The organism is Pseudoduganella namucuonensis (assembly GCF_900116645.1).
Lineage (GTDB): Bacteria > Pseudomonadota > Gammaproteobacteria > Burkholderiales > Burkholderiaceae_D > Rugamonas > Rugamonas namucuonensis.
Genome location: NZ_FPBO01000011.1, coordinates 127750 through 148761, shown reverse-complemented (window position 1 = coordinate 148761; position 21012 = coordinate 127750). Strand labels below are relative to the sequence as shown.

Annotated in this window: 17 protein-coding genes, 1 tRNA gene and 1 pseudogene; 6 read left to right on the top strand and 13 right to left on the bottom strand. The window is 67.1% G+C overall.

What is annotated here, in order from left to right; all coding sequences use genetic code 11:
- Positions 1-118 precede the first annotated feature (118 nt).
- Positions 119-961 carry an S-formylglutathione hydrolase gene (gene fghA / locus BM436_RS14045; protein WP_093556151.1) on the top strand — a complete coding sequence of 281 codons (843 nt, stop codon included), beginning with the start codon at positions 119-121 and terminating at the stop codon, positions 959-961.
- On the opposite strand, the gene BM436_RS14040 is transcribed toward fghA, so the two are convergent.
- The 3 genes from BM436_RS14040 to BM436_RS14030 all read right to left on the bottom strand — a co-directional run bounded on the left by BM436_RS14040 (position 951) and on the right by BM436_RS14030 (position 2866).
- A complete protein-coding gene (locus BM436_RS14040; RefSeq protein WP_093556198.1) occupies positions 951-1532 on the bottom strand; it encodes a DJ-1/PfpI family protein in 582 nt (193 codons plus the stop codon). The two genes, fghA and BM436_RS14040, sit on opposite strands and share 11 nt — an antisense overlap.
- Before the next feature lie 156 nt (positions 1533-1688).
- Positions 1689-2645: a chemotaxis protein gene (locus BM436_RS14035; RefSeq protein ID WP_093556150.1), complete on the bottom strand. Its 957-nt coding sequence runs from the start codon at positions 2643-2645 to the stop codon at positions 1689-1691.
- Between the two features lie 145 nt (positions 2646-2790).
- Positions 2791-2866, bottom strand: a tRNA-Gly gene (locus tag BM436_RS14030).
- Positions 2867-2984: 118 nt separating this feature from the next.
- Here BM436_RS14030 and BM436_RS14025 point away from each other — a divergent pair.
- The 4 genes from BM436_RS14025 to BM436_RS14010 all read left to right on the top strand — a co-directional run bounded on the left by BM436_RS14025 (position 2985) and on the right by BM436_RS14010 (position 7786).
- Positions 2985-4616, top strand: a complete 1632-nt coding sequence (locus BM436_RS14025) for a Na+/H+ antiporter (RefSeq protein WP_093556149.1) — start codon at positions 2985-2987, stop codon at positions 4614-4616.
- Between the two features lie 7 nt (positions 4617-4623).
- Positions 4624-5685 (top strand): sensor histidine kinase, encoded by a 1062-nt coding sequence (locus tag BM436_RS14020; protein ID WP_093556148.1) that lies wholly within the window; start codon positions 4624-4626, stop codon positions 5683-5685.
- The gene (locus tag BM436_RS14015) at positions 5673-6410 is read left to right on the top strand and encodes a LytR/AlgR family response regulator transcription factor (protein ID WP_093556147.1); all 738 of its coding nucleotides are present in this window, start codon (positions 5673-5675) and stop codon (positions 6408-6410) included. Before BM436_RS14020 ends, BM436_RS14015 begins: the two co-directional genes overlap by 13 nt.
- A 176-nt stretch (positions 6411-6586) precedes the next feature.
- Entirely contained in the window at positions 6587-7786 is a 1200-nt protein-coding gene (locus BM436_RS14010) for an acyltransferase family protein (RefSeq protein WP_093556146.1), read from the top strand.
- Here BM436_RS14010 and BM436_RS14005 read toward each other — a convergent pair.
- From BM436_RS14005 to BM436_RS13990, 4 genes and pseudogenes are all read right to left on the bottom strand, one after another.
- Positions 7783-8712 (bottom strand): sensor domain-containing diguanylate cyclase, encoded by a 930-nt coding sequence (locus BM436_RS14005; protein WP_093556145.1) that lies wholly within the window; start codon positions 8710-8712, stop codon positions 7783-7785. The two genes, BM436_RS14010 and BM436_RS14005, sit on opposite strands and share 4 nt — an antisense overlap.
- Positions 8713-8768: 56 nt before the next feature.
- On the bottom strand, positions 8769-11189 hold the full coding sequence (locus BM436_RS14000; RefSeq protein ID WP_093556144.1) for a penicillin acylase family protein: 2421 nt from the start codon (positions 11187-11189) through the stop codon (positions 8769-8771).
- Between the two features lie 106 nt (positions 11190-11295).
- Positions 11296-12204 (bottom strand): annotated as a pseudogene (locus BM436_RS13995) (FAD-binding oxidoreductase); the annotation flags it as partial.
- An 11-nt stretch (positions 12205-12215) separates the two neighbouring features.
- The gene (locus tag BM436_RS13990) at positions 12216-12827 is read right to left on the bottom strand and encodes a glutathione S-transferase family protein (RefSeq protein WP_093556142.1); all 612 of its coding nucleotides are present in this window, start codon (positions 12825-12827) and stop codon (positions 12216-12218) included.
- Between the two features lie 244 nt (positions 12828-13071).
- Here BM436_RS13990 and BM436_RS13985 point away from each other — a divergent pair, with 244 nt between their 5' ends.
- Positions 13072-13914, top strand: coding sequence for a transposase (locus BM436_RS13985; protein WP_093556141.1), 843 nt, complete (start codon positions 13072-13074; stop codon positions 13912-13914).
- Positions 13915-14020: 106 nt separating this feature from the next.
- On the opposite strand, the gene BM436_RS13980 is transcribed toward BM436_RS13985, so the two are convergent.
- The 6 genes from BM436_RS13980 to BM436_RS13955 form a co-directional block, all read right to left on the bottom strand.
- Complete coding sequence (locus BM436_RS13980; protein WP_093556140.1) at positions 14021-15355, bottom strand: DUF3422 family protein; 1335 nt, start codon at positions 15353-15355, stop codon at positions 14021-14023.
- A gap of 2 nt (positions 15356-15357) precedes the next feature.
- Positions 15358-16299: a LysR family transcriptional regulator gene (locus tag BM436_RS13975; RefSeq protein WP_093556139.1), complete on the bottom strand. Its 942-nt coding sequence runs from the start codon at positions 16297-16299 to the stop codon at positions 15358-15360.
- A 55-nt stretch (positions 16300-16354) separates the two neighbouring features.
- Complete coding sequence (locus BM436_RS13970; protein ID WP_093556138.1) at positions 16355-17323, bottom strand: glycoside hydrolase family 43 protein; 969 nt, start codon at positions 17321-17323, stop codon at positions 16355-16357.
- A gap of 17 nt (positions 17324-17340) precedes the next feature.
- On the bottom strand, positions 17341-18294 hold the full coding sequence (gene yjfF, locus BM436_RS13965) for a galactofuranose ABC transporter, permease protein YjfF (RefSeq protein WP_093556197.1): 954 nt from the start codon (positions 18292-18294) through the stop codon (positions 17341-17343).
- A gap of 65 nt (positions 18295-18359) precedes the next feature.
- Complete coding sequence (locus BM436_RS13960; RefSeq protein WP_229490280.1) at positions 18360-19370, bottom strand: ABC transporter permease; 1011 nt, start codon at positions 19368-19370, stop codon at positions 18360-18362.
- 74 nt (positions 19371-19444) lie between these two features.
- On the bottom strand, positions 19445-21010 hold the full coding sequence (locus BM436_RS13955; RefSeq protein WP_093556136.1) for a sugar ABC transporter ATP-binding protein: 1566 nt from the start codon (positions 21008-21010) through the stop codon (positions 19445-19447).
- Positions 21011-21012 lie beyond the last annotated feature (2 nt).

The following is a 21012-nucleotide window of genomic DNA, read 5'->3' as shown; positions in this document are numbered from 1 at the left end:
AGTTCCTCCATTGCAAAAAACTAAGCGCACTTTATTGCAAAACCGTAAACGGTGTCGCACCCATGGCAGAGTGTCAGCCGGTACAATCCAGCCTACTGCCAGTGAAAAGGACCGTCCCATGTTGGAACTCATCAGCGAACATGCCTGTTTTGGCGGCATACAGCGTTTCTACACGCACGACAGCGCCGCGATCGGCCTGCCCATGCGTTTCTCGATCTTCATCCCCGCGCAGGCGGCCGGCGGCAAGCTGCCGGCGCTGTTCTACCTGGCGGGACTGACCTGCACCGAGGAGACCTTCATGATCAAGGCCGGCGCCCAGCGCGTGGCCGCCGAGGAGGGCCTGATCCTGGTCTCGCCGGACACCAGCCCGCGCGGCGCCGGCGCGCCCGGCGAGGCGGACTCGTGGGACTTCGGCGTGGGCGCCGGCTTCTACCTGGACGCCACCGTCGAACCGTGGAGCAAGCACTACCGCATGGAAAGCTATCTGCACGAACTGCACGCCATCGTCACGAGCGAGTTCGCGGTGGAGGCGGACCGGATCGGCATCTTCGGCCACTCCATGGGCGGACATGGCGCGCTGACGCTGGCCCTGAAGCGGCCGGACCTGTACCGTTCGGTGTCCGCCTTCGCGCCCATCGCCGCGCCCACGCGTTGCCCCTGGGGCAGGAAGGCGTTCGGCGGCTACCTGGGTCCGGACGAGGAGGCATGGCGCGCGCACGACGCCAGCGAGTTGATGGCGTCGCTGCGCACGCCCTTCCCCCAAGGCATATTGATAGACCAGGGCCTGGCGGACAAGTTCCTGGAGCGGCAGTTGTATCCGGAAGTGTTCGAGGAAGCCTGCCGCAAGGCCGCGCAGCCGCTGGAACTGCGGCGGCACGCGGCGTACGACCACGGCTACTATTTCATTTCAACCTTCATGGAAGACCATTTGCGCTTCCACGGCCGCAACCTCAAAGCTTGATTTCGGTGCCCAGCTTTTGCAGGAACTGGGCCATCCATTGCGGATGGGCCGGCCAGGCCGGCGCGGTGACGAAGATGCCGTCCGTCACCGCGCTATCGACGGGAATGTCGGCGAATTCGCCGCCGGCCAGTTTCACCTCGGGCGAGCAGGCCGGATAGGCCGAGATCCGCTTGCCCCGGATCACATCGGCGGCCGCCAGCACCTGCGCGCCGTGGCACACCGCCGCGATGGGCTTGGACGCCGCCGCGAATTCGCGCACGATCTCGATCACGCGGGGATTGAGGCGCAGGTATTCCGGCGCGCGGCCGCCCGCGATCACCAGGGCGTCATAAGTGGAAACATCGACCTCATCGAAGTTCGCGTTCAAGGCGAACTGATGGCCGGGCTTTTCCGTGTAAGTCTGGTCGCCCTCGAAGTCGTGGATGGCGGTCTTGACCTTCTCGCCGCTCTTCTTGCCCGGACACACCGCGTGCACGGCATGGCCCACCATCTGCAGCGCCTGGAACGGCACAATGGTCTCGTAATCCTCGGCGAAATCGCCGGTCAACAGCAGAATCCTCTTCGCAGCCACGGTCATCTCCTATCAGGGTTGGACAAAATACAGCCAAGCCATGATAGCGCGAAACCGCGAAATGATGCCAATTTTACATCGGTGTCAGGCGCGACATTCGGACATTTGAGCTCTTAACGCCGGGGCCGTGTCCGAATGTCGCGCCTGACACCGATGTTATTTATGCAATACCTTGCGGATGGTTTCGGCCAGGTCTTCGGCGACGAATTTGGCGACGTAGGCGTCGGCACCGACGCCGCGCACGTGGTCTTCGTTGGTCTTGCCGGACAGCGAGGAGTGGATCACCACCGGGATCTTGCTGAAGCGGGCGTCCTGCTTGACCAGCCGGGTCAGCGTGAAGCCGTCCATCTCCGGCATTTCCAGGTCGGTCAGGATCAGCGCGACGCGGTCTTCCACGCCGATGCCCTCGGCCTTGGCGCCGTCCGCGATGTGCTGCAGCCGGTCCCACGCTTCCTTGCCGGACTTGGTCATCACGTAGGGCGCGCCCATCGCGGTCAACCCCTGCTCGATCAGGCTGCGCGCCACCACGGAGTCGTCGGCGGCGAGGATGATGGTGCCGGCCTTGAGCGCCAGTTTCGGGCCGATGGTCTCGGGATCGACGTCCTTGCCCTCGGTCGGCACCAGCTTGCGCAGGATCGTTTCCACGTCCAGCACCTGCGCCAGGCGGGTGTTGTTGACGTCGCCATCGAGGCGGGCGATCGAGGTCACCATGCCGCCGGCGGCGCTGCCCTCGGCGGACAGCACCTGGCCCCAATCCAGGCGCACGATCTCGTCCACGGACTCCACCGCGAACGCCTGCGTGGTGCGGGCGAATTCGGTCACCAGCATGATGTTCAGGCCGGTCTTGGGCTTGACGCCGACGATGGCCGGCAGGTCCATCACGGAAATGATCTGACCGCGCAGGTTGACCACGCCCAGCATGTGCGACGAGGAGCCGGCCACCGCCGTCACCTCGGGCATGGCCACGATTTCGCGGATCTTGAAGACGTTGATACCGTAGAGTTCAGAATGTTCGCCGTTCTCGTCGCAACCCAGACGGAACAACAGCAGTTCAAACTTGTTCGAATTGGTTAAATTACTGCGTTCGTCAATTTCTTGTTGAACTGATTTCATGTATTCATCTCCCATCGCACCATGCCGGCTGAACGCCCAGTATAACGATATTGCCCTACACAACGAAGCATTTGGGGCTTGAGCTGTTGCAATTGCGCGAGGGAAAATAAAAAAGGAACCCGAAGGTTCCTTTTTCACAGAATTCTGGAGCGGGAGAAGAGTCTCGAACTCTCGACCTCAACCTTGGCAAGGTTGCGCTCTACCAACTGAGCTACTCCCGCTTGGGAGGCAACATTATGACAGAAGCATTTTATTTTCGCCAGTGCCTTTTTCCACGGAGCTAGTTCTGCCCTTGCCGCCACTATAATGTTGCGAAAGTAGATATCGGCAAGGATTTGAATGGACGCAATTGAAACTGTACTGGCCATGTTGCTGGCCGTGGTGGCCAGCGCCTACCTGGTGCGGCTGCTGCCGGTGGCCGTGCCGCTGCCGCTGATGCAGATCGGCCTGGGCTTCCTCATCGCCGCGTTTTCCACGCACGGCATCGCGCTCGATCCCGAGCTGTTCTTCCTGCTGTTCCTGCCGCCGCTGCTGTTCCTGGACGGCTGGCGCATTCCCAAGAACGGCCTGCTGCGCGACCGCGTGGTGATCCTGGAACTGGCGCTGGGCCTGGTGGTGTTCACCGTGCTGGGCGCGGGCCTGCTGATCCACCTGCTGATACCGGCCATGCCGCTGCCGGTGGCCTTCGCGCTGGCGGCCATCGTCTCGCCCACCGACCCGATCGCGGTGTCCTCCATCGCCTCGCGCACGCCGATACCGAAGCGGCTGATGCACATCCTGGAGGGCGAATCGCTGCTCAACGACGCCAGCGGCCTGGTGTGCTTCCGCTTCGCCGTGGCCGCCGCGCTGACCGGCACCTTCTCGCTCGCCACCGCCACCCTCACCTTCGTCTGGCTGGTGGCCGGCGGCGTGTGCATGGGCGTGGCGGTGACGATGGCGATCACCTGGGTGCAGCGCTGGCTGACGCGCCATTTCGGCGAGCCGGCCGGCTCCCCCATCCTGGTCAACCTGCTGATCCCATTCGGCGCCTACCTGGCGGCCGAGCATGTGCACGCGTCGGGCATCCTGGCCGCAGTGGCGGCGGGCATCGCCATGAGCTACGTGGAGCTGAGCGGCCACGCGCTGGCGGCTACCCGCATCCAGCGCTCCGCCGTATGGGACACGGTGCAGTTCTCGCTGAACGGCGTGATGTTCGTGGTGCTGGGCGAGCAGCTTCCCAGCATCCTGAAGGGCGCGCGCGCCTCGCTGGAGGACGTGGGCCGCTACAACCCGTGGTGGCTGGTGCTGTACGCCTTCGCCATCAGCTTCGGCCTGATGGCGCTGCGCTTCATCTGGGTCTGGGCCACGCTGCGCCTCACGCTGTACAAGCGGCGCAAAAGCGGCGAGCAGCCCGCCAAGCCGGACTGGCGGCTGCTGCTGGCCACGTCGCTGGCCGGGGTGCGCGGCGCGATCACGCTGGCCGGCGTGATGACGCTGCCGCTGGTGCTCACCAACGGCACGCCCTTCCCCGCGCGCGACCTCACCATCTTCCTGGCCAGCGCCGTGATCCTGATCTCGCTGCTGGCCGCCAGCATCGTCCTGCCACGGCTGCTGGACGGCGTGGATTTCCCCGACGAGCCCCATGAGCAGCAGGAAGAGGACCGCGCGCGCGAGGTGGCCGCCAACGCGGCCATCGCCGCCATCGAGCGGGCCCAGATCGAGCTGATGTCCACCAGTCTGGAGCCGGACCTGTATCCGCAGGCGGCCGGCCGCGTGATCGCGCTGTACAAGCACCGCCTGGTGGAGCACGCGGAGCAGGACGAGGCGCGCCAGTTCCGCAAGATCGACGAGGCCGAGAAGCAGCTGCGCGTGGCCGCCCTGCAGGCCGAGCGCAAGGCCATCTTCAACCTGGCCCGCAACGGCCACATCTCGGACGACATCTCGCGCAAGCTGGTGCGCGAGGTGGACCTGGGCGAAGCGCGCTTCCGCTAGCACCGTCATGAACAACCGCCGCACCGTCTACGCCATCGCCGCCGCCTGGACCATGTTCTGGCTGCTGATGATCGCCACGGCGGTGCAGGACTTCCTGCGCGACGGCGGGCAGGGACTGTGGAAGCCGGTGCTGTGGGAAAGCTCGTCGGCCGTCGTCGCCACGCTGCTGCTGGCGCTGCAGCGCCGTTTCACGCGGCGGCACGACCATCTGCTCGGGTCGCCCCTGCGCTGGTTCGGCATGCAGCTGCTGTGGGCGCCCGTGTACTGGCTGGGTTTCGTGCCGCTGGCCTTCGGCATCCGCCACGGGGTGTACGCGCTGGCCGGCGAGACCTACGAGCACGAGGACTGGCTGCCGACGCTGCTGTACGAGGATGTGAAGATCTCCGTGTTCTTCGGGATCTTCGTCGTGATCCAGTTCGGCCTGCTGTCCTACCGGGCGCTGATGGAGGAGAAGCTGCGCGCCGAGCAGGCCAACGCGCTGCTGCGCCAGGCGCAGTTGCAGCAACTGACGCAGCAGATGCAGCCCCACTTCCTGTTCAACGCGCTGAACACCATCTCGTCGCTGATGCACACGGACGTGGAGCGCGCCGACGCCACGCTGATCCAGCTGGCCGACGTGCTGCGCGCCACGCTGGAGCACAGCGGCAGGCAGCTGGCGCCCTTGTCCACCGAACTGCGGCTGCTGCGCGGCTACGCGCATTTGATGAGCGAACGCTACACCGACCGCGTGCGCATCGCCTGGCACATCGACGAGGCCATGCACGGCTGCGAAGTGCCGCTGATGTCCCTGCAGCCGCTGCTGGAGAACGTCTTCAAGCACACGGTGGAGAGGCGCCGGCAGCCGACCCGCATCACCATCGCCGCCTTGCGCGACGGCGGCGAACTGGTGCTGCGGGTGGAGGACGACAGCGGCCGCCTCGAGCCCGAGCGGGCCACGGACGGCGGCATCGGCCTGCGCAACCTGCGCGAGCGGCTGACGGTGCTGCATGGCGGCGCCGCGTCGCTGCGGCTGCTGCAATTGGAACCGGCCGGCGTGCGCGCCGAAATGAGGCTGCCATGCGCGTGCTGATCGTCGACGACGAGCGACCCGCGCGCGACAAGCTGCGCCGCCTGCTGTCGCAGGAGGCGGACATCGCCGCCATCGGGGAGGCGCGCGACGGCGTGGAAGCGCTGGAACAAGCGGCGGCCTTCGCGCCCGACGTCGTGCTCCTCGACATCCAGATGCCGGAGGTGGGTGGCTTCGACGTCGCCGCCTCGCTGCCTCCGCCCGCGCCGCTGATCGTGTTCGTGACGGCGTTCGACGAATACGCGATCCGCGCCTTCGACGCCAACGCCATCGACTACCTGCTCAAGCCCTACGACCAGGCCCGCCTGCAGCGCGCCTTGCGGCGTGTGCGGGAGCGGATGCAATCAAGGGCCGGCGCCGACACGCAAGGTTCACGGCCCGGGGCCATTTTGCCGCCGCCCGCCCAATTGCTGGTCACGGAGCGCGGCGTCACCCGCGTGGTGAGGGTGGACGATATCGAGTGGCTGGAAACGGCGGACAATTACGTCGCGCTGCACACGGCGGGCGGGCAACCGCTGCTGCGGCAGACGCTGGCCGGCCTGCTGGACAAGCTCGGCCCCTCCTTCCAGCGCTGCCACCGCCGCGCCGCCGTGCGGCTGGCCAGTGTCGCCAGCGTGGAGGTGGACGACAAGGGCGACGGCGAACTGCTGCTGCACGGCGGCGCCCGCGTGCCGCTCAGCCGGCAATACCGGCCCGCGCTGATGCTTGCACTGGGACGGACACCTTAGAACGGACTCGCCGCCAAGCCCACGCCTGGCGGCACCGCTGGATGCGCGCGGGCCAGCGCGCATCCGCCCTGCCCCCGTCTCGCCCCACCCCGCCCCCGCTTCGCCCCATTCCGCTGGAACGCGCCGGCGCGCCCGAATAAGCTGGACTCCATCGCAACCCGCCACCTGGAGCCCCCATGAACGACCGCGCCCCGCGCCTGTACTTCCTCGACTGGATACGCATCTGCGCGTTTTTCCTGCTCATCCTTTACCACACCGGCATGTACTACGTGAGCTGGGACTGGCATGTGAAAAGCCCGCACGCCGGATCCGCCATCGAGCCGCTGATGATGCTGTCTTCCCCCTGGCGCCTCGGCCTGCTGTTCCTGATATCCGGCGCCGCCCTGTCCTTCCTGCTGCAAAAGCTGGGCGGCGGCGCCGTGGTCCGGCAACGCAGCGCGCGCCTGCTGCTGCCGCTGGTGTTCGGCATGTTCGTCATCGTACCGCCGCAACCCTATTTCGAGGTGGTGGAAAAAGTCGCCTACGGCGGGAGCTACCTGGACTTCATGCGCCTGTACGTCAGCGCCTATCCCGGTTTTTGCCGCGGCGACGACTGCCTGGACATGCCGACCTGGAACCACCTGTGGTTCGTGGCCTACCTGTGGGCCTACACGCTGCTGCTGGCGGGCCTGTTCGCGGCGCTCGGCGCGCGCTGGCAGCGGCTGTCGGACTGGCTGGGCCGCACGCTCACCGGCTGGAGGATCGTCGCGCTGCCGCTGGCGGTGCTGGCCATCGCCCGCGTCGCGCTGTTGAACCGCTTTCCCACCACCCACGACCTGGTCAACGACTGGTACAACCACGCCAACTACCTGACGCTGTTCCTGCTGGGCGCCCTGCTGGCGAGGCAGCCGGACTGGTGGCGGCGCGTGGAGGCCTTGCGCTTCGCCGCGCTGGGCATCGCGCTGGCCTGCTGGGCCATCCTGGTGCCGTACTTCGCGATCACCCAGCACATGGACTTGGGCGACGTGGGCCTGTGGCGCGACCTGCAGCGCGTGATATACGCGCTGTGCCAGTGGTGCGCCATCCTGGCGGTGTGCGGCTTCGGGCACCGCCACCTGCAGTTCGACAGCGCCAAGCGCCACTACCTGACGCGGGCCGTGTTCCCGGTCTACATCCTGCACCAGACGCTGATCGTGCTGCTGTCGCAGGCGCTGAAACCGGCGGCCCTGCCGCCGGCCACCGAGGGCCTGATCCTGGTGGTGCTGACGCTGACAGGCAGCTTCGGCATCTTCGAGGTGGTGCGCCGCGTGCCGCCGCTGCGGCCCCTGTTCGGCATCGCCCCCGCCGGCGAGCCGGCGGACCGGGCGGACCGCGCGCCCGTCCGGGCGGCGGCCTAGTTGAGCAGCTTGCGGCCGCGCTTGGCCTTGTACATTTCGGCGTCGGCCATGGCGAAGGTCTCGTGCAGGTCGTAACCCGGCTTGCGCATCGCCATGCCCAGCGACGCCCTCACGTCGCACAGCGCCAGTTTTTCCTGCAGCCGCTGCACCATCTGCTGCGCGTCGAAGAAGTCGCACTCGACCAGCAGCATCGCGAATTCGTCGCCGCCCAGCCGCGCCACCACGTCGGAACTGCGGCTGAGCGAAGCGAGCGCCTCGCCCGCCCGCAGCAGCAGCGCGTCGCCGGCGGAATGGCCCTGCGTGTCGTTGGTGAACTTCAGCTCGTCCAGATCGACCGACACCACGCAGGCCGGATGGCCGTAACGCTTGCAGCGCTCCTCCTCCCGGTTCAGCAGCAGCGACCAGCCGCGCCGGTTGTACAGGCCGGTGAGCTCGTCGCGCGTGGCGTCCAGTTCGGCGCGCTCGGCGCGGCGCTTGGCGTCCGCCGCCGCCAGTTCCGCGTTCAGCATGCCGCTGAGCAGATCGGCCATCAGCTTCAACAAGGCCTGTTCGTGTTCCAGCTCGCGCGGCTGCGGCGAGGGATCGATGGCGCACAGGGTGCCGAACAGCGTGCCGTCGGCGCGCGTCAGCGGCAGGCCGACATAGGCGCCGATCTCCACCCGCCGGCCGATCGGCGCCGCCGCGTAGGCCGCCACGTCGGACGAGCGGGGCGCGATGTGCGGGCCCTGGCCCTGGACCATGCGCGAACAGAAGGAATCGCTCCAGCGGAACACCTGCCCCGGCTTGATGCCGTAGCCCTCGTCCAGCGCGGAGAGCACGATCCAGTCGTCGCCCTCGGTGCGTGTCACCATCCACAGCTGGAAGCCCAGCCTGTCATGCAGGAAGGCCAGGCAGGCCTTCGATGCCTCGGCAAAATCGTTGATCATGGCGTCTCCCCATGGGTTCATCGCGCTCTGACGGCGCTGCGACCATTATGCAATAGCTATTTCACGAACGTGAGCATATGTTGCGCCGGTCCGGGCAGCAGCGGCGTGGGCTTGCCGCCGACCCAGTCCTGGTGGCCGGCCAGGAAATACGGCGACAGCGGATGGCCGCTCTGGCCGCCGGGCATGTTGAAGATGCCCTGCTCCTCGCGGCCCGGCGAGACCACCATGCGCTCGGACTGGCCGAACTTGCGGCCCGCCACGCGCGGCATGTGGGCGTCGCCCGGCAGCTGGTCGGACGGCGCGGACAACCAGCGGCGCAGCGCCGGCACGGCGTTGGCGATGGGGTGGACGATGTCCTGCGTGTTGCGCTCGCCCCAGGTTGCGGCGGACAGCGGCTTGCCGTCCCTGGTCAGCTCGGCCACGGCGCGGTCGATGGCGGCCAGCTGCAAGTCCTTCCAGCTGGCGTACTGCGGCGGCAGCCAGCCCGCCGGCTGCTGGTCCAGCAAGCGCGCCACCACCACCGGCCAGCGCGTGCTGGCGGCCACCATGTCGGCCTTCTGGTGCAGCTTGGCCAATTCCACGTTGGCGCCGCCGTACAGCAGCTCGTGCAGCGACCACATATAGGCTCGGGCCAGGCGGTAGCCGACCGAGTCCACACTGGCGCGGCCGCTCCAGCTCTTGTTCAGCAGCGCCAGCGCCTCGGCGCGTTTCATGTCGCCCGCCACCGCCTGCGCGTCCAGCGCGGCCAGCGCGCGGTCACGCCAGCCGGAGATGAAGATGGCGCGGTCGTCCAGCGCCACGCTATACACGCCCTGCTCGTCGGTCTTGCCGCCCAGCGCCGTCAGGCCGTCGCGGATCTGGTGCGAACGCGCGCCCAGGTCGAAGCCGCCGTCGCCCAGCAGCCCCGACCCGGCGCCCATCAGCTGGCGGCTGTTGGCCGTGGCCAGCTGGCCGCCGGCCGGATTGCGCACCACCGGATAGCCGCCGGCCGGGATCAGGCCCTGCCAGCCCGCCGCCTGCGTCTCGGCGGTCAGCGGGAAGGTGGACGCCGGGCCGGGCTGGACGCGGCGCGGCAGCGCGCCGGCGATGGTCCAGCCGATGTTGCCCTTGCTGTCGCCGGCCACGAAGTTCTGCGCCGGGATGCCCATGTTGGCGGCGATCGCCAGCGCCTCGTCCAGCGTGCTGGCGCCTTCCAGCGCCATGCCCTTGAAGTTGACGGCGTTCTTGGTGTGCGCCACCCAGTGCAGCGCGTAGCTGCGGCCGCCGGCCTCGCGGATCGGTCCCAGCGACGTCTCGCGCACGGTGAAACGCTCGGCCGGCGCGCCCTTCACGAGGATGGACTCCTCGTGCGCCACCGGCGTCTCCCAGCCGGCCGGCGTGCGCACCTGGCCGGGCTTGGCGGCGTCGGTCTCCAGCGTCACCAGGTCGGTGAAATCGCCGTAGCTGTTGGTGTAGCCCCAGGCCACGTGGCCGTTGCTGCCGACGATCATCATCGGCACGCCGGGCAGGGTCACGCCCACCACGCGGCGCGAGGCGCCGTGGTCCGGCACCTGCAGCACGGCGCGGTACCATATGTGCGGCAGCTGCACGCCCAGGTGCATATCGTCGGCCACGATGGCGCCGCCGTCCTTGGAACGGCCACCGGCCACGGCCCAGTTGTTGCTGCCCACCATGCCGCGGAACTCGGCGGGGATGGAAGCGGAGCCGGAAGCGGAGGCGATCCTGTTCGACACCGGCGTACCCGGCTTGCCCCACCATTCCGGGGCCTTGTCGGGGAACGGCGCGTCGGGCGCCGGCACGTCGGCCGCGTCGAGCGGCGCGTCCCACTGCGTCGACTCCGGCAGCAGCACGGCCAGCTGCTCCGGCGTGCTGTGCTCCTTCACCCAGCCGCGCGCCAGCTCGCGCGCCTCCTGGTTGCCCTGCAAATCGAAGTACATGGCCCAACCGGCCAGCAGCGAATCGGCGGCGCTCCAGGGGCGCGGTCCCACGCCCACCAGCGCGTATTCGAACGGCCGCGTGCCCAGGTTGGTCACGCCGTCGTTCACGCCCGCCACATAGCGGTCCAGCAGCGCGCGGTCGGCGGCGGGCATGGACTTCAGCAGCTCCTCGGCGCGGGCGCGGAAGCGGTGCAGCCGGTGTTCCTTGTCCACCGGGACGGCCTTGGGGCCGAAGAGTTCAGCCAGTTCGCCGGACGCCACGCGGCGCAGCAGGTCCATCTGGAAGAAGCGGTCCTGCGCGTGCGCGAAACCGGTGGCGTAGGCCACGTCGAGCCGGCTGGTCCCGCTGATGGTGGGCACGCCTTGCGCGTCGCGCGCGATGGTCACGCCGGCCTGCAGGCCCGGCACCGTGCGGCGCCCGTCCAGCTGCGCCAGACTGCCGCGCAGGAAGAACCACACGCCCAGTATCGCCACCCCCGCCAGCAACAGCAACCCCAGCAGGATGCGTTTGACCCACTGTCCCAATCCAGCCTTTTGCATACCATCCCCATTCTCGTTATCGCACGGGGAATATTGCCAGAAGTCCAACGGCTGGGGGCGACTATTTTGTAACCGGGGCTGGAGCGGCATGGTTGACCGGGGCCAGGTCCGCCCGCGCCGCCCACCGCAGCGGCAGCGCGCCCTCGCGGCGCACCACGCGGCGCGGCCGGAAGCGCCACAGGCGCTCCGCGCCCTCGAACGCGGCCAGCTCCGGCGTATCCGCCAGCAACTCGGCGTCGCCCGTCATTTGCAACAGGCCGCCGGTGTCGAAGTCCACAAACACCAGCCCCGCGCGCGGATTCAGCGCGAAGTTCCCCAGCGTGTTGAAGAACATATTCCCCTGGAAGTCCGGCACCGTCAGCGCGCCGTCCGCATCGACGCGCACAAAGCCCGGACGCCCGCCGCGGTGCGACACGTCCACCTGGCGCCGCCCCGGTTCCAAGTCCACGTACGATGCCACGTAAAACGAATCCGCCCGCGCGATCAGGGCCCGCGCGGAGGCGTCCGGCGCCGCCGACTCGACGGCCGCGCCGGGCGCCTCGTCCACCCACGCGTAGTCGCGCAACCGTATGTATTGGGGACAGTTGCCGAAGGACTGCAGCACATCCACGTTCCATCCCGTGTCATCGCGGCTCAGCGTCCCGTTCATGCGGTTGCGCCGGCGGGTATGGAGCTCGATGCCCAGCAGCCCGACAGCGCCGCCGGGCACCAGGCCCCGCTCCGCCGGATCCGACGGCCGCGGCTCCAGCGCCACGTGCAGCCGCCGGGGATGGGGCGCGTGCATGAAACCGGGACGGCCCGCGCGCAGGGTCGCCCACGCGTCGCCGGCCGCGTCCACCGCGCCCAGCACCACGAAGGGCAACTGCGCGAAGAACTCGCGATGCTGGTCTGGCATATGGTCGCGCACCACCTTGCGGCCGACCGCCTCCATCCGTCCGGCCATGCCGACCGCGCGCTGCATGGCCACCTCGCCCGCGTGCCAGGGCGAAGGTGCTTGCTCCGGTAAGCCGTCCATGGCGCGCCTCCTTACGCGGCCAGGCCGACGGGCGACACCGCCATCGGCACGAAGCCCGGCAACGCCTCCACGCGCGCCAGCCAGGCGTTCACGTTGACGTAGGCGGCCAGGTCCACGTCGCCCTCCGGGGCGCGGGCGATATAGCTGTACAGCGCCACGTCGGCGATGGTCGGCGCCGCGCCGGCGATCCACGGCTGCCCGGTCAATTCCGCGTCGATCAGCGCCAGGATGCGGTGGGCGCGCGCGACCAGCTCCGCGATATCCGCCTGGCGGCCGAACAGGTTGACGACGCGGGCGGCGGCCGGCCCGTAGGCGATCTCCCCCGCCGCCACGGACAGCCAGCGCTGCACCCCGGCCGCCGCCGCCGGCTCCTCCGGCAGCCAAGCCGGTCCCGCGTAGCGCTTGGCCAGATAGACCAGGATGGCGTTCGAATCCGGCACGACGGTGCCGTTGTCGTCCAGCACCGGCAACTGGCCGAAGCTGTTCAGGCGCAAGAACGCCGGCGACTTGTGCTCGCCCTTGAGCAAGTCGACAAGCACCAATTCGTGTTCCAGTCCCAGCAGCGACAAGAACAGACGGGCGCGGTGCACATGGCCGGACAGCGGGTGGAAATACAGTTTCATGGCGAATTCCTTTAGATCGTTGTGGGTGAGCCAGCAACGACAGTGTGGATTATTCCGAGTCGAACGAGAATATCCGCCAACTAGAATTGAGTATTCCGATAAATGGAATAGCATCCAAGCGTTGAGGCCCCTCAACGGCGCGCCCCCCGCCGCGCGTAAGCTCTCGGTTGTCAAAAACACATCGGTGTCAGGCGCGACATTCGGACATTTCCGGCGCGCATGCACCGCAACCAAGGAGCTTTCCATGAATCGTCCGCTGCGAGTTCAATTTCCCGGGGCTATTTATCACATCACGGCGCGCGGCAACCGGCGCGTGCAAATCTATATGGACGAACGTGACCGGCTGGTTTGGCTGAGCATCCTGGGCAAGGTGGTCACCCGGCACAACGGCGTGGTGTATTGCTACTGCCAGATGGGAAACCACTACCATTTGGTGGTGGAAACGCCGGACGCCAACCTCCCGCTGATCATGCAAATGCTGAACGGCGAGTATTCCCAGTATTTCAACCACCGGCATGGGCTGATCGGCCATCTGTTCCAAGCCAGGTATCACGCCGTGCTGTTGCGGAAGGATGAGCAAATGATGGAAGTGGTCCGGTACACGGTGCTCAATCCGGTGCGCGCCAGGCTGGTGAAACATGCCGGGGACTGGATTTGGAGCAGTCATCAGGCGAACATCCAGCGGGTGGACGCGCCGGAGTGGCTCGATACGGTGTGGGTGCTATCCCGCTTCGATGGCGAGCCGGCTCGCGCGATCGTGGCGTATGAGCGTTTTGTCGCGCAGGGTGTGGACATGGCCAACCCCATGCTTGCGATGGAACACGACCTAATGCTGGGACACATCGATATCGCGACCCTGTGCGGCGACAATCCGCCGCCGTTGGAATTCATCTCCAAGGCGCAGCGCAGCGCGTTCGCGTTGCCGCTGGCCGAATACGAATCGCGCTACGCTGTCCGGGGTGAAGCGATCGCGCGGGCATTCGCCTCCCGAGCGTACACGATGCAACAAATCGCCCGTCACTTCAAGTGCTCGGCCAAAACCGTCAGCCGGGCCGTGCGCAAATACGGCCTGGGTGACGGCAACTGATGGCGCGCGGCAAAATGACTCGGCGCCCCGTCCGAATGTCGCGCCTGACATCGATGCAAAATGTCCGAATGTCGCGCCTGACACCGATGTAAATTTGATAACCAGTTCAGGCGGTGTGCAGGCGTTTGTGCATGCTGCGCAGGGAGAGCCAGACGCCGGCGACCACCGCGGGGACCAGCAGCCCGATGAACACTTCGGGGTTGCCGATCACGCCGATGGCCTTGCCGGCCTTGGTGGCGTAGCCGAGCAGGCCGACCACGTAGTACGAGATCGCCGCCACCGACAGCCCTTCCACCGCTTGCTGCAGCCGCAGTTGCTGCGCGGCGCGCTTGTTCATCGATTGCAGGATCTGCCGGTTTTGCTGTTCCTGGATGATGCCGACCCGCGTGCGCAGCAGGTCGTTGGTGTTGGCGACCCGCCGCGCCAGCGCTTCCTGCCGGCCGGCCAGCGCCTCGCAGGTGTTCATCGCCGGCGTCAGGCGCCGGTCCATGAATTCGCCCACCGTCGGGATGCCTTCGATCCGCGCCTCGCGCAGTTCTTCGATGCGCGCGTTCACCAGCCTGAAATAGGCCTTGGACGCGGAGAAGCGGTAGCTCGTTTCCAGCGACAGCTTTTCGATGCGCGCGGCCAGCCGCGTGATCTCGCCGAGCAGCGCCTGCTCGGTGGCGCCGTCCACGCTGCCGGTGTTGGCTTGCGCGGCGTCGGTCTGCACCATGGCGCCGGCCAGCGTCACCAGCTCGGCTTCGATGCCGTTCAGCGCGGGCGCGGCCTGGTGCGCCTGCGGCAGCCCTAGCAGAGCGAACATGCGGTAGGTTTCGATTTCCAACACCCGCTGCACCAGCCGGCCGGCCTGCTGCGCGCGCATGCCGACGTCGCTGATGACGAAGCGGCTGAAGCCATCGGACTGGATGGCGAAGTCGCTGTACAGCTCTCCGCCCTGCATCACCTGGCTGCCGGCCAGCGTGTTGCCCTCGAAGGCGCGCTGCAACGTCTCCGGCGTGGCCGGCCCCTTTTGCAGCACCACGTGCGCGGCCACCATCAGCTTGCCCTGCAGTGTCAACAGCCATTCCTGCGGCAGGTGCGTGGAGGGCATGTTGTCGAAGGCGTCCTCGGTGGCCATGGCCTCCAGCGGGCGCTCGGCGAAGGTGTAGGTCGAGAACTCGGTGTGGCATTCCCATTTGAGGCGGAAACGGCCGAAGTCGTGGAAGAAGTACTTGGCGTCGTTGGCCGGGGCCGAGACGCCGAAGTGCTTGCACAGCGCGGTCAGCGTGGCGTGGTGGCTGTGGCCCGTGGGGGCGCCGGTGCCGCCATCCGTGTTGCGGTAGACGGCGAAGTGCGAAATGATCTCGGGCGCCTCCAGCTTGAGGAAGGGACGCGAGTGGATTTCAGCTGCCAGCGGCACGCGCAGCGAGTGGTTCAGACTGGAATAGACGATGGTCATGGTCAGTAGATTTCTTTGGCAGCGGTACGGACGGCGCGCAACAACAGGTCGGCGCCGGGCGACAACAAGTGGTCTTGTTGACGAATGATACCAAAGGCGTCCATTTTGCATGGAAGGTCGATAGGAAGCACCCTCAAGATGTTGAGCGTTTCATAGTAGCGCGCCACTTCCAGCGGCATCACGTGCAGCGAATCGGTCTGCTGCAGCAGCGGCGTGACCACCAGCATGTCGGTGGTGTCGACCACGTTCGACGGCGGCTCCAGGCTGGCGCGGCGGAACATCATGTCGAAACGGTGGCGCATGATGCTGCCCGGCGCCGGCAGCACCCACGGCCGGTCGGCGATGTCGTCCAGTTGCAGGCGCTGGTTGTCCAGCAGCGGGTGGCCGGGACGCACCACCGCGCACGCCGGCTCCTCGGTGAGCTCCTCGTAGATCAGGCCCTCGCTGCCCTCCTTCTCGAGGATCCGGCCGATCATGAAGTCCAGGTTGCCGTGCTGGAGTTTGCCCATCAGCGAGTTCGATGGCTCCACGTGCACGCCGATGCGCAGCAGCGGCGCCTGTTTCTTGACCGCGGCGATGGCCTGCGGCAGCAGCGCCATGGCGGGCGTCATGATGACCCCCACCTCCACCTGGCCGACCAGGCCGGCCTTCAGCGCCACCACGTCGTCGTGCGCCAGCGAGAGGCTGGTGAGCGCCATGCGGGCGTGCCGTATCATGGTCTCGCCGTAGATGGTGGGCTCCATCCCGCGCGGCAGCCTGTCGAACAGGCGCACGTCGAGCATCTCCTCCAGGTCCTTGATTTGTTTGGACGCCGCCGGCTGCGTCATGTGCAGCGCCTCGGCGGCGCGGTGGATGTTGCGGTGCTCGTCCAGCGCGATCAGCAGCAACAGTTGGCGGGTCTTGAGCCGGGCGCGCAAGAACCAGTTGGGGTTGAGGGTATCCATTAGGAGATCATATCATTGCCGATATCGGTAGGGCGCGATATCGGCAATGTTGATATCACCCTTGACAGCCCGGGGACGGGTTCGCCGCCGGTCCCTCGGCGGTCTGCGGGATGAACTTGATGGTGCCGTCCGGGTTGTAGTGCAGCTCCTCCACGGCGGCCGAGCGGCGGTACTCGCCGCCGGTGGGCAGCTTGTCGTTGTGGTAGAAGATGTAGGACTTGTTGTTGAAGTCGACGATGGCGTGGTGGATGGTCTTCACGATCGCGTTCTTCTTCATGATCACGCCGCGGTAGGTCCACGGGCCGGTGGCGCTCGGGCCGGTGGAGTACGCGGTCTCCTCCGGGAACTCGCGCGACCAGGACAGGTAGTAGGTGCCCTTGTGCTTGTGCAGGTAGGTCGCCTCGGTGAAGTGCGGCACGGCCACGGTGTGGATCGGGCCCTCGAACTCGATCATGTTGGGCTTGAGCTTCACGTACTTCATCACCTGGTTGCCCCAGTACAGATAGGCCTGGCCGTCGTCGTCCACGAACACCGCCGGGTCGATGTCGTCCCAGCCGATGTCGGTTTCCTTGGTCATGTCGTTGGTGATGATGGCGCTGCCGCGGGCGTCCTTGAACGGGCCGGTGGGGCTGTCCGACACGGCAACGCCGATCGCCTGGCCCGGTATGGTGGCGTGGGAGACGGTGGAATAGAAGTAGTACTTGCCATCGCGCTTGACGATGTCGGCGGCCCAGGCGTCCTTCTTGGCCCAGGCGAAGGTCTTCACGTTGAGCGGCACGCCGTGCGGCTTCCAGTTCTTCATGTCGCAGCTGGAGTACACGCGCCACTCGTTCATCACGTAGTCCTTGTCGGTCTCCTTGGCCTCGTCGCGGCCCACGTAGAGGTAGACGCGGCCGTTGTCGACCAGCGCCGCCGGGTCGGCGGTGAACATGTCGCTGAACAGCGGATTGGCGGCGCCGGCGCCGACGGGCGCGGCGAGGCCCGCCAGGCCGATGGCGGCGGCGATCAGGGATTGCTTGAACATTTTATCTCCAGGTTTTATTAGTTTTGCTTCGCGCCGAAGGACATCAGGCGCTGGACCACGCAGAACACGAACAGCAGGCCGCCGATGACGATCTTGGTCCACCAGGAGCTGAGGGTGCCGTCGAAGGCGATCAGGGTCTGGATGGTGCCCAGTATCAGCACGCCGGAGAGGGCGCCGGCCACGTAGCCGTAGCCGCCGCTGAGCAGGGTGCCGCCGATGACGACGGCGGCGATGGCGTCCAGCTCCGTGCCCTGCGCGTGCAGGCCGTAGCCGGACAGCATGTAGAACGAGAACAGCACACCGGCCAGCGCGGCGCAGAAGCCGCTCAGCGCGTAGATCAGCACCTTGGTGCGGCCCACGGCCAGGCCCATCATCTGGGCCGACTGCTCGTTGCCGCCGATGGCGTACACCGCGCGGCCGAAGGCCGTGTAATGGGCCGCGTAGATGGCCACGCCCAGCAGCACCAGCGCGATCATGGCGCCCGGCGAGATGAAGCCGCCCATGAAGTCGAGCTGCGTCTGCGACATGGCCACGAACAGCGGGTCCTCGATGGTGATCGATTCAATGCTGATCAGGTAGCACAGGCCGCGCGCCAGGAACATGCCGGCCAGGGTGACGATGAAGGCCTGCAGCTTGAAGTAGTGGATCAGCGCGCCCTGCGCGGCGCCGAACAGCGCGCCCAGCACCAGCACGGTGGCGATCACCAGCGACGGCGGCCACTGCGCGCTGCGCAGCAGCCATGCGGCGATCATGGTCGACAGGGCCAGCACGGAGCCGACCGACAGGTCGATGCCGCCGGACAGGATCACGAAGCTCATGCCGATGGCGATCACCAGCAGGAAGGCGTTGTCGATCAACAGGTTCAGCACCACCTGCAGCGACAGGAAGCCGGTGTAGGCGGCGGCGCCGGCGCCGAACATCAGCACCAGCAGGAACACGGTGACCAGCGACGTGAAGTACGGCGCGGACATGAAGGACTTCAGCGCGAACGGCTGCGCGGCGGCGGGCGCGCCGGCGACGGGGTTGGCGGTGGCGCTCATGCGGCCCTCCGTTTGAACAGTTGCTTGAATTCCGGCGACTGCGACAGGCAGACCAGGAACACGACGATGGATTTGACGACCATGTTGACTTCGGGCGGCACGCCCAGCGAATAGATGGTGTAGGTGAGCGTCTGGATGATCAGCGCGCCGATCATGCTGCCGGCCAGGCTGAATTTTCCGCCGGCCAGCGAGGTGCCGCCCAGCGTGACGGCCAGGATGGCGTCCAGTTCCAGCAGCAGGCCGGCGTTGTTGGCGTCCGCGCTCTTGATGTTGGAGCTGATCATCAGACCGGCCATGCCGGCGCAGGCCGCGCAGAACACGTAGACGAAGAAGATCAGCGTGGCCGTCTTCAGGCCGGCCAGGCGCGCGGCCACCGGGTTGATGCCGACCGCCTGGATGAACAGGCCGAGCGCCGTCTTGCGCATGATGAGGCCCACGGCCAGCACCACGGCCGCCACCACGTACAGCGAAAACGGCAGGCCGAACAGGTAGCCGCTGCCCAGGAAGAAGAAGGGCTTGTAGTAGACGGTGACGATCTGGCCGTCCGTCAGCAACTGGGCTAGGCCGCGGCCGGCCACCATCAGGATCAGGGTGGCGACGATGGGCTGCAGGCCGAGGAAGGACACCAGCACGCCGTTCCAGGCGCCGCACAGCAGGGCCGCGCCCATGGCGGCGGCCAGCGCCAGCGCCATCGGGGTGTTGGCGGCGTATTCGGGCACGCCGTTGTTCATGACCATGGTGCCGCCGATCAGCATGGCGGCCATGGTGCCGGACAGCGCCACCACGGCGCCGACGGAGATGTCGATGCCGCGGGTGGCGATCACCAGCGTCATGCCCAGCGCGGCCAGCATCAGCGGGGCGGCGCGGTTGACGATGTCGATGACGGAGCCGTACAGGTGGCCGTCCTTCCATTCCAGCTTGAAGAAGCCGGGGATGAAGATCAGGTCGATCAGCAGCAGCGCGGCCAACGCGGCCAGCGGCTTGCTCAGCGGGTGTTGCAACAGCATGGAAAAGCTTTCAGGTTTGTTGGGTGCCGCGGGCTTCGCGGCGGCCGCCGCGGCGGCCGGATTCAGTGGCGCGTTCATGCCGCCTCCCCTGCGATGGCTTGCAGCACGGTGGTTTCATCCAGGTCGCCGCGCTGGTACTCGCCGCAGGCTTTGCGGTCGCGCATGATCACCATGCGATCGCTGCAGCGCAGCACCTCGGGCAGCTCGGACGAGATGAACAGGATGGACATGCCCTTGCGGCACAGCGTCGTGACGTAATCCATGATCTCCTCCTTGGCGCGCACGTCGATGCCGCGCGTCGGTTCGTCGAGGATCATCAGCTTCGGTTCCGTCGCCAGCCAGCGCGCCAGCAGCACTTTCTGCTGGTTGCCGCCGGAGAGCGAGCCTATCGGCGTCTCGATGCTGGCGGTCTTGATGCCCAGCCATTTGACGTAGTTGGTGGCCAGCTCCTGCTGGCGCTTGAGCGGAATGGCCCGCAGCATGCCGGCGCGCGCCTGCATCGCCAGGATCAGGTTCTCGCGCACGGACAGCGACAGGATCGCGCCCTCGTGCTTGCGGTCCTCCGAGCAGAAGCCGATGCCGGCGGCGATCGCGTCGCGCGGATTGGCGAACGGCGCGGCGCTGTTGCGGCCATCGACCATGACGCCGCCGCTGTCGGCCTTGTCCGCGCCGAACAGCAGGCGCGCCAGTTCCGTGCGGCCGGAGCCCAGCAGGCCGGCCAGGCCAAGCAGCTCGCCCTTGCGGATGGCGAGGTTGGTCGCCGTCAGGGCGCCGCGGCGGCCCAGTTCCCGCACCTCCAGCAGCACTTCAGCGTTGTTAGAACCAACGCCAACCGCCGGGGTCAGACCTGTCTGGTCTGACCCCGGATTCTGCGCCTGGTTTTGTCCGGGCGCCGCCGCGTCCACGGGTGCCCCGATCATCTTGTTCACCAGCGCCAGCCGCGACAACTCGCTGCACGCGTACTCCCCTTCCCGCTCGCCGTTGCGCATCACGGTGATGCGGTCCGAGATCGCGTAGGTCTGGTCCAGGAAGTGGGTCACGAACAGGATCGCCATGCCCTGCTCGCGCAGCTTGCGCAGCACGGAGAACAGCAGCTGCACCTCCGCCTCGTCCAGGCTGGAAGTCGGTTCATCGAGTATCAGCACGCGCGCCTGCACGTTCAGGGCGCGCGAAATGGCCACCATCTGCTGGATCGCCAGCGGATAGCGCGACAGCGGCTGCGACACGTCGATGTCGACCTGCAGCCGCGACAGCATGGCCGCCGCCTCGGCGCGCATGCGCTTCCAGTCGATGCGCCCGAAGCGGCGCGGATAGCGGCCGATGAAGATATTCTCCGCCACCGACAGGTTGGGACAAAGGTTCACTTCCTGGTACACGGTGCTGATGCCCAGCTCCTGCGCCTCCAGCGTGGACGCCGGATGGATTTCCCGGCCCTCCATCACGATGGTGCCGCGCTCCGGCGTGTACACGCCGGTCAGCACCTTGATCAGCGTCGACTTGCCGGCGCCGTTCTGGCCCATCAGCGTATGCACCTCGCCCGGATACAGGCGCAGGCCCGCCTCGCTGAGCGCCTTCACGCCCGGGAACTCTTTATGGATGCCGGTCAGTTCCAGGACCGGCGCGGTAGTCTGAGCAACCATCG

Excerpts from the sequence above, each read along its gene's own strand:
- BM436_RS13960 (WP_229490280.1), bottom strand. The coding sequence starts at position 19,370 with ATGCTGTTGCAACACCCGCTGAGCAAGCCGCTGGCCGCGTTGGCCGCG.
- BM436_RS13955 (WP_093556136.1), bottom strand. The coding sequence starts at position 21,010 with ATGGTTGCTCAGACTACCGCGCCGGTCCTGGAACTGACCGGCATCCAT.
- BM436_RS13970 (WP_093556138.1), bottom strand. The coding sequence starts at position 17,323 with ATGTTCAAGCAATCCCTGATCGCCGCCGCCATCGGCCTGGCGGGCCTC.
- BM436_RS13990 (WP_093556142.1), bottom strand. The coding sequence starts at position 12,827 with ATGAAACTGTATTTCCACCCGCTGTCCGGCCATGTGCACCGCGCCCGT.
- BM436_RS13975 (WP_093556139.1), bottom strand. The coding sequence starts at position 16,299 with ATGGATACCCTCAACCCCAACTGGTTCTTGCGCGCCCGGCTCAAGACC.
- BM436_RS14005 (WP_093556145.1), bottom strand. The coding sequence starts at position 8,712 with ATGATCAACGATTTTGCCGAGGCATCGAAGGCCTGCCTGGCCTTCCTG.
- BM436_RS14000 (WP_093556144.1), bottom strand. The coding sequence starts at position 11,189 with ATGCAAAAGGCTGGATTGGGACAGTGGGTCAAACGCATCCTGCTGGGG.
- BM436_RS14020 (WP_093556148.1), top strand. The coding sequence starts at position 4,624 with ATGAACAACCGCCGCACCGTCTACGCCATCGCCGCCGCCTGGACCATG.
- BM436_RS14035 (WP_093556150.1), bottom strand. The coding sequence starts at position 2,645 with ATGAAATCAGTTCAACAAGAAATTGACGAACGCAGTAATTTAACCAAT.
- BM436_RS14010 (WP_093556146.1), top strand. The coding sequence starts at position 6,587 with ATGAACGACCGCGCCCCGCGCCTGTACTTCCTCGACTGGATACGCATC.
- BM436_RS14015 (WP_093556147.1), top strand. The coding sequence starts at position 5,673 with ATGCGCGTGCTGATCGTCGACGACGAGCGACCCGCGCGCGACAAGCTG.
- BM436_RS14025 (WP_093556149.1), top strand. The coding sequence starts at position 2,985 with ATGGACGCAATTGAAACTGTACTGGCCATGTTGCTGGCCGTGGTGGCC.
- yjfF (WP_093556197.1), bottom strand. The coding sequence starts at position 18,294 with ATGTCCGCGCCGTACTTCACGTCGCTGGTCACCGTGTTCCTGCTGGTG.
- BM436_RS13980 (WP_093556140.1), bottom strand. The coding sequence starts at position 15,355 with ATGACCATCGTCTATTCCAGTCTGAACCACTCGCTGCGCGTGCCGCTG.
- BM436_RS13985 (WP_093556141.1), top strand. The coding sequence starts at position 13,072 with ATGAATCGTCCGCTGCGAGTTCAATTTCCCGGGGCTATTTATCACATC.
- fghA (WP_093556151.1), top strand. The coding sequence starts at position 119 with ATGTTGGAACTCATCAGCGAACATGCCTGTTTTGGCGGCATACAGCGT.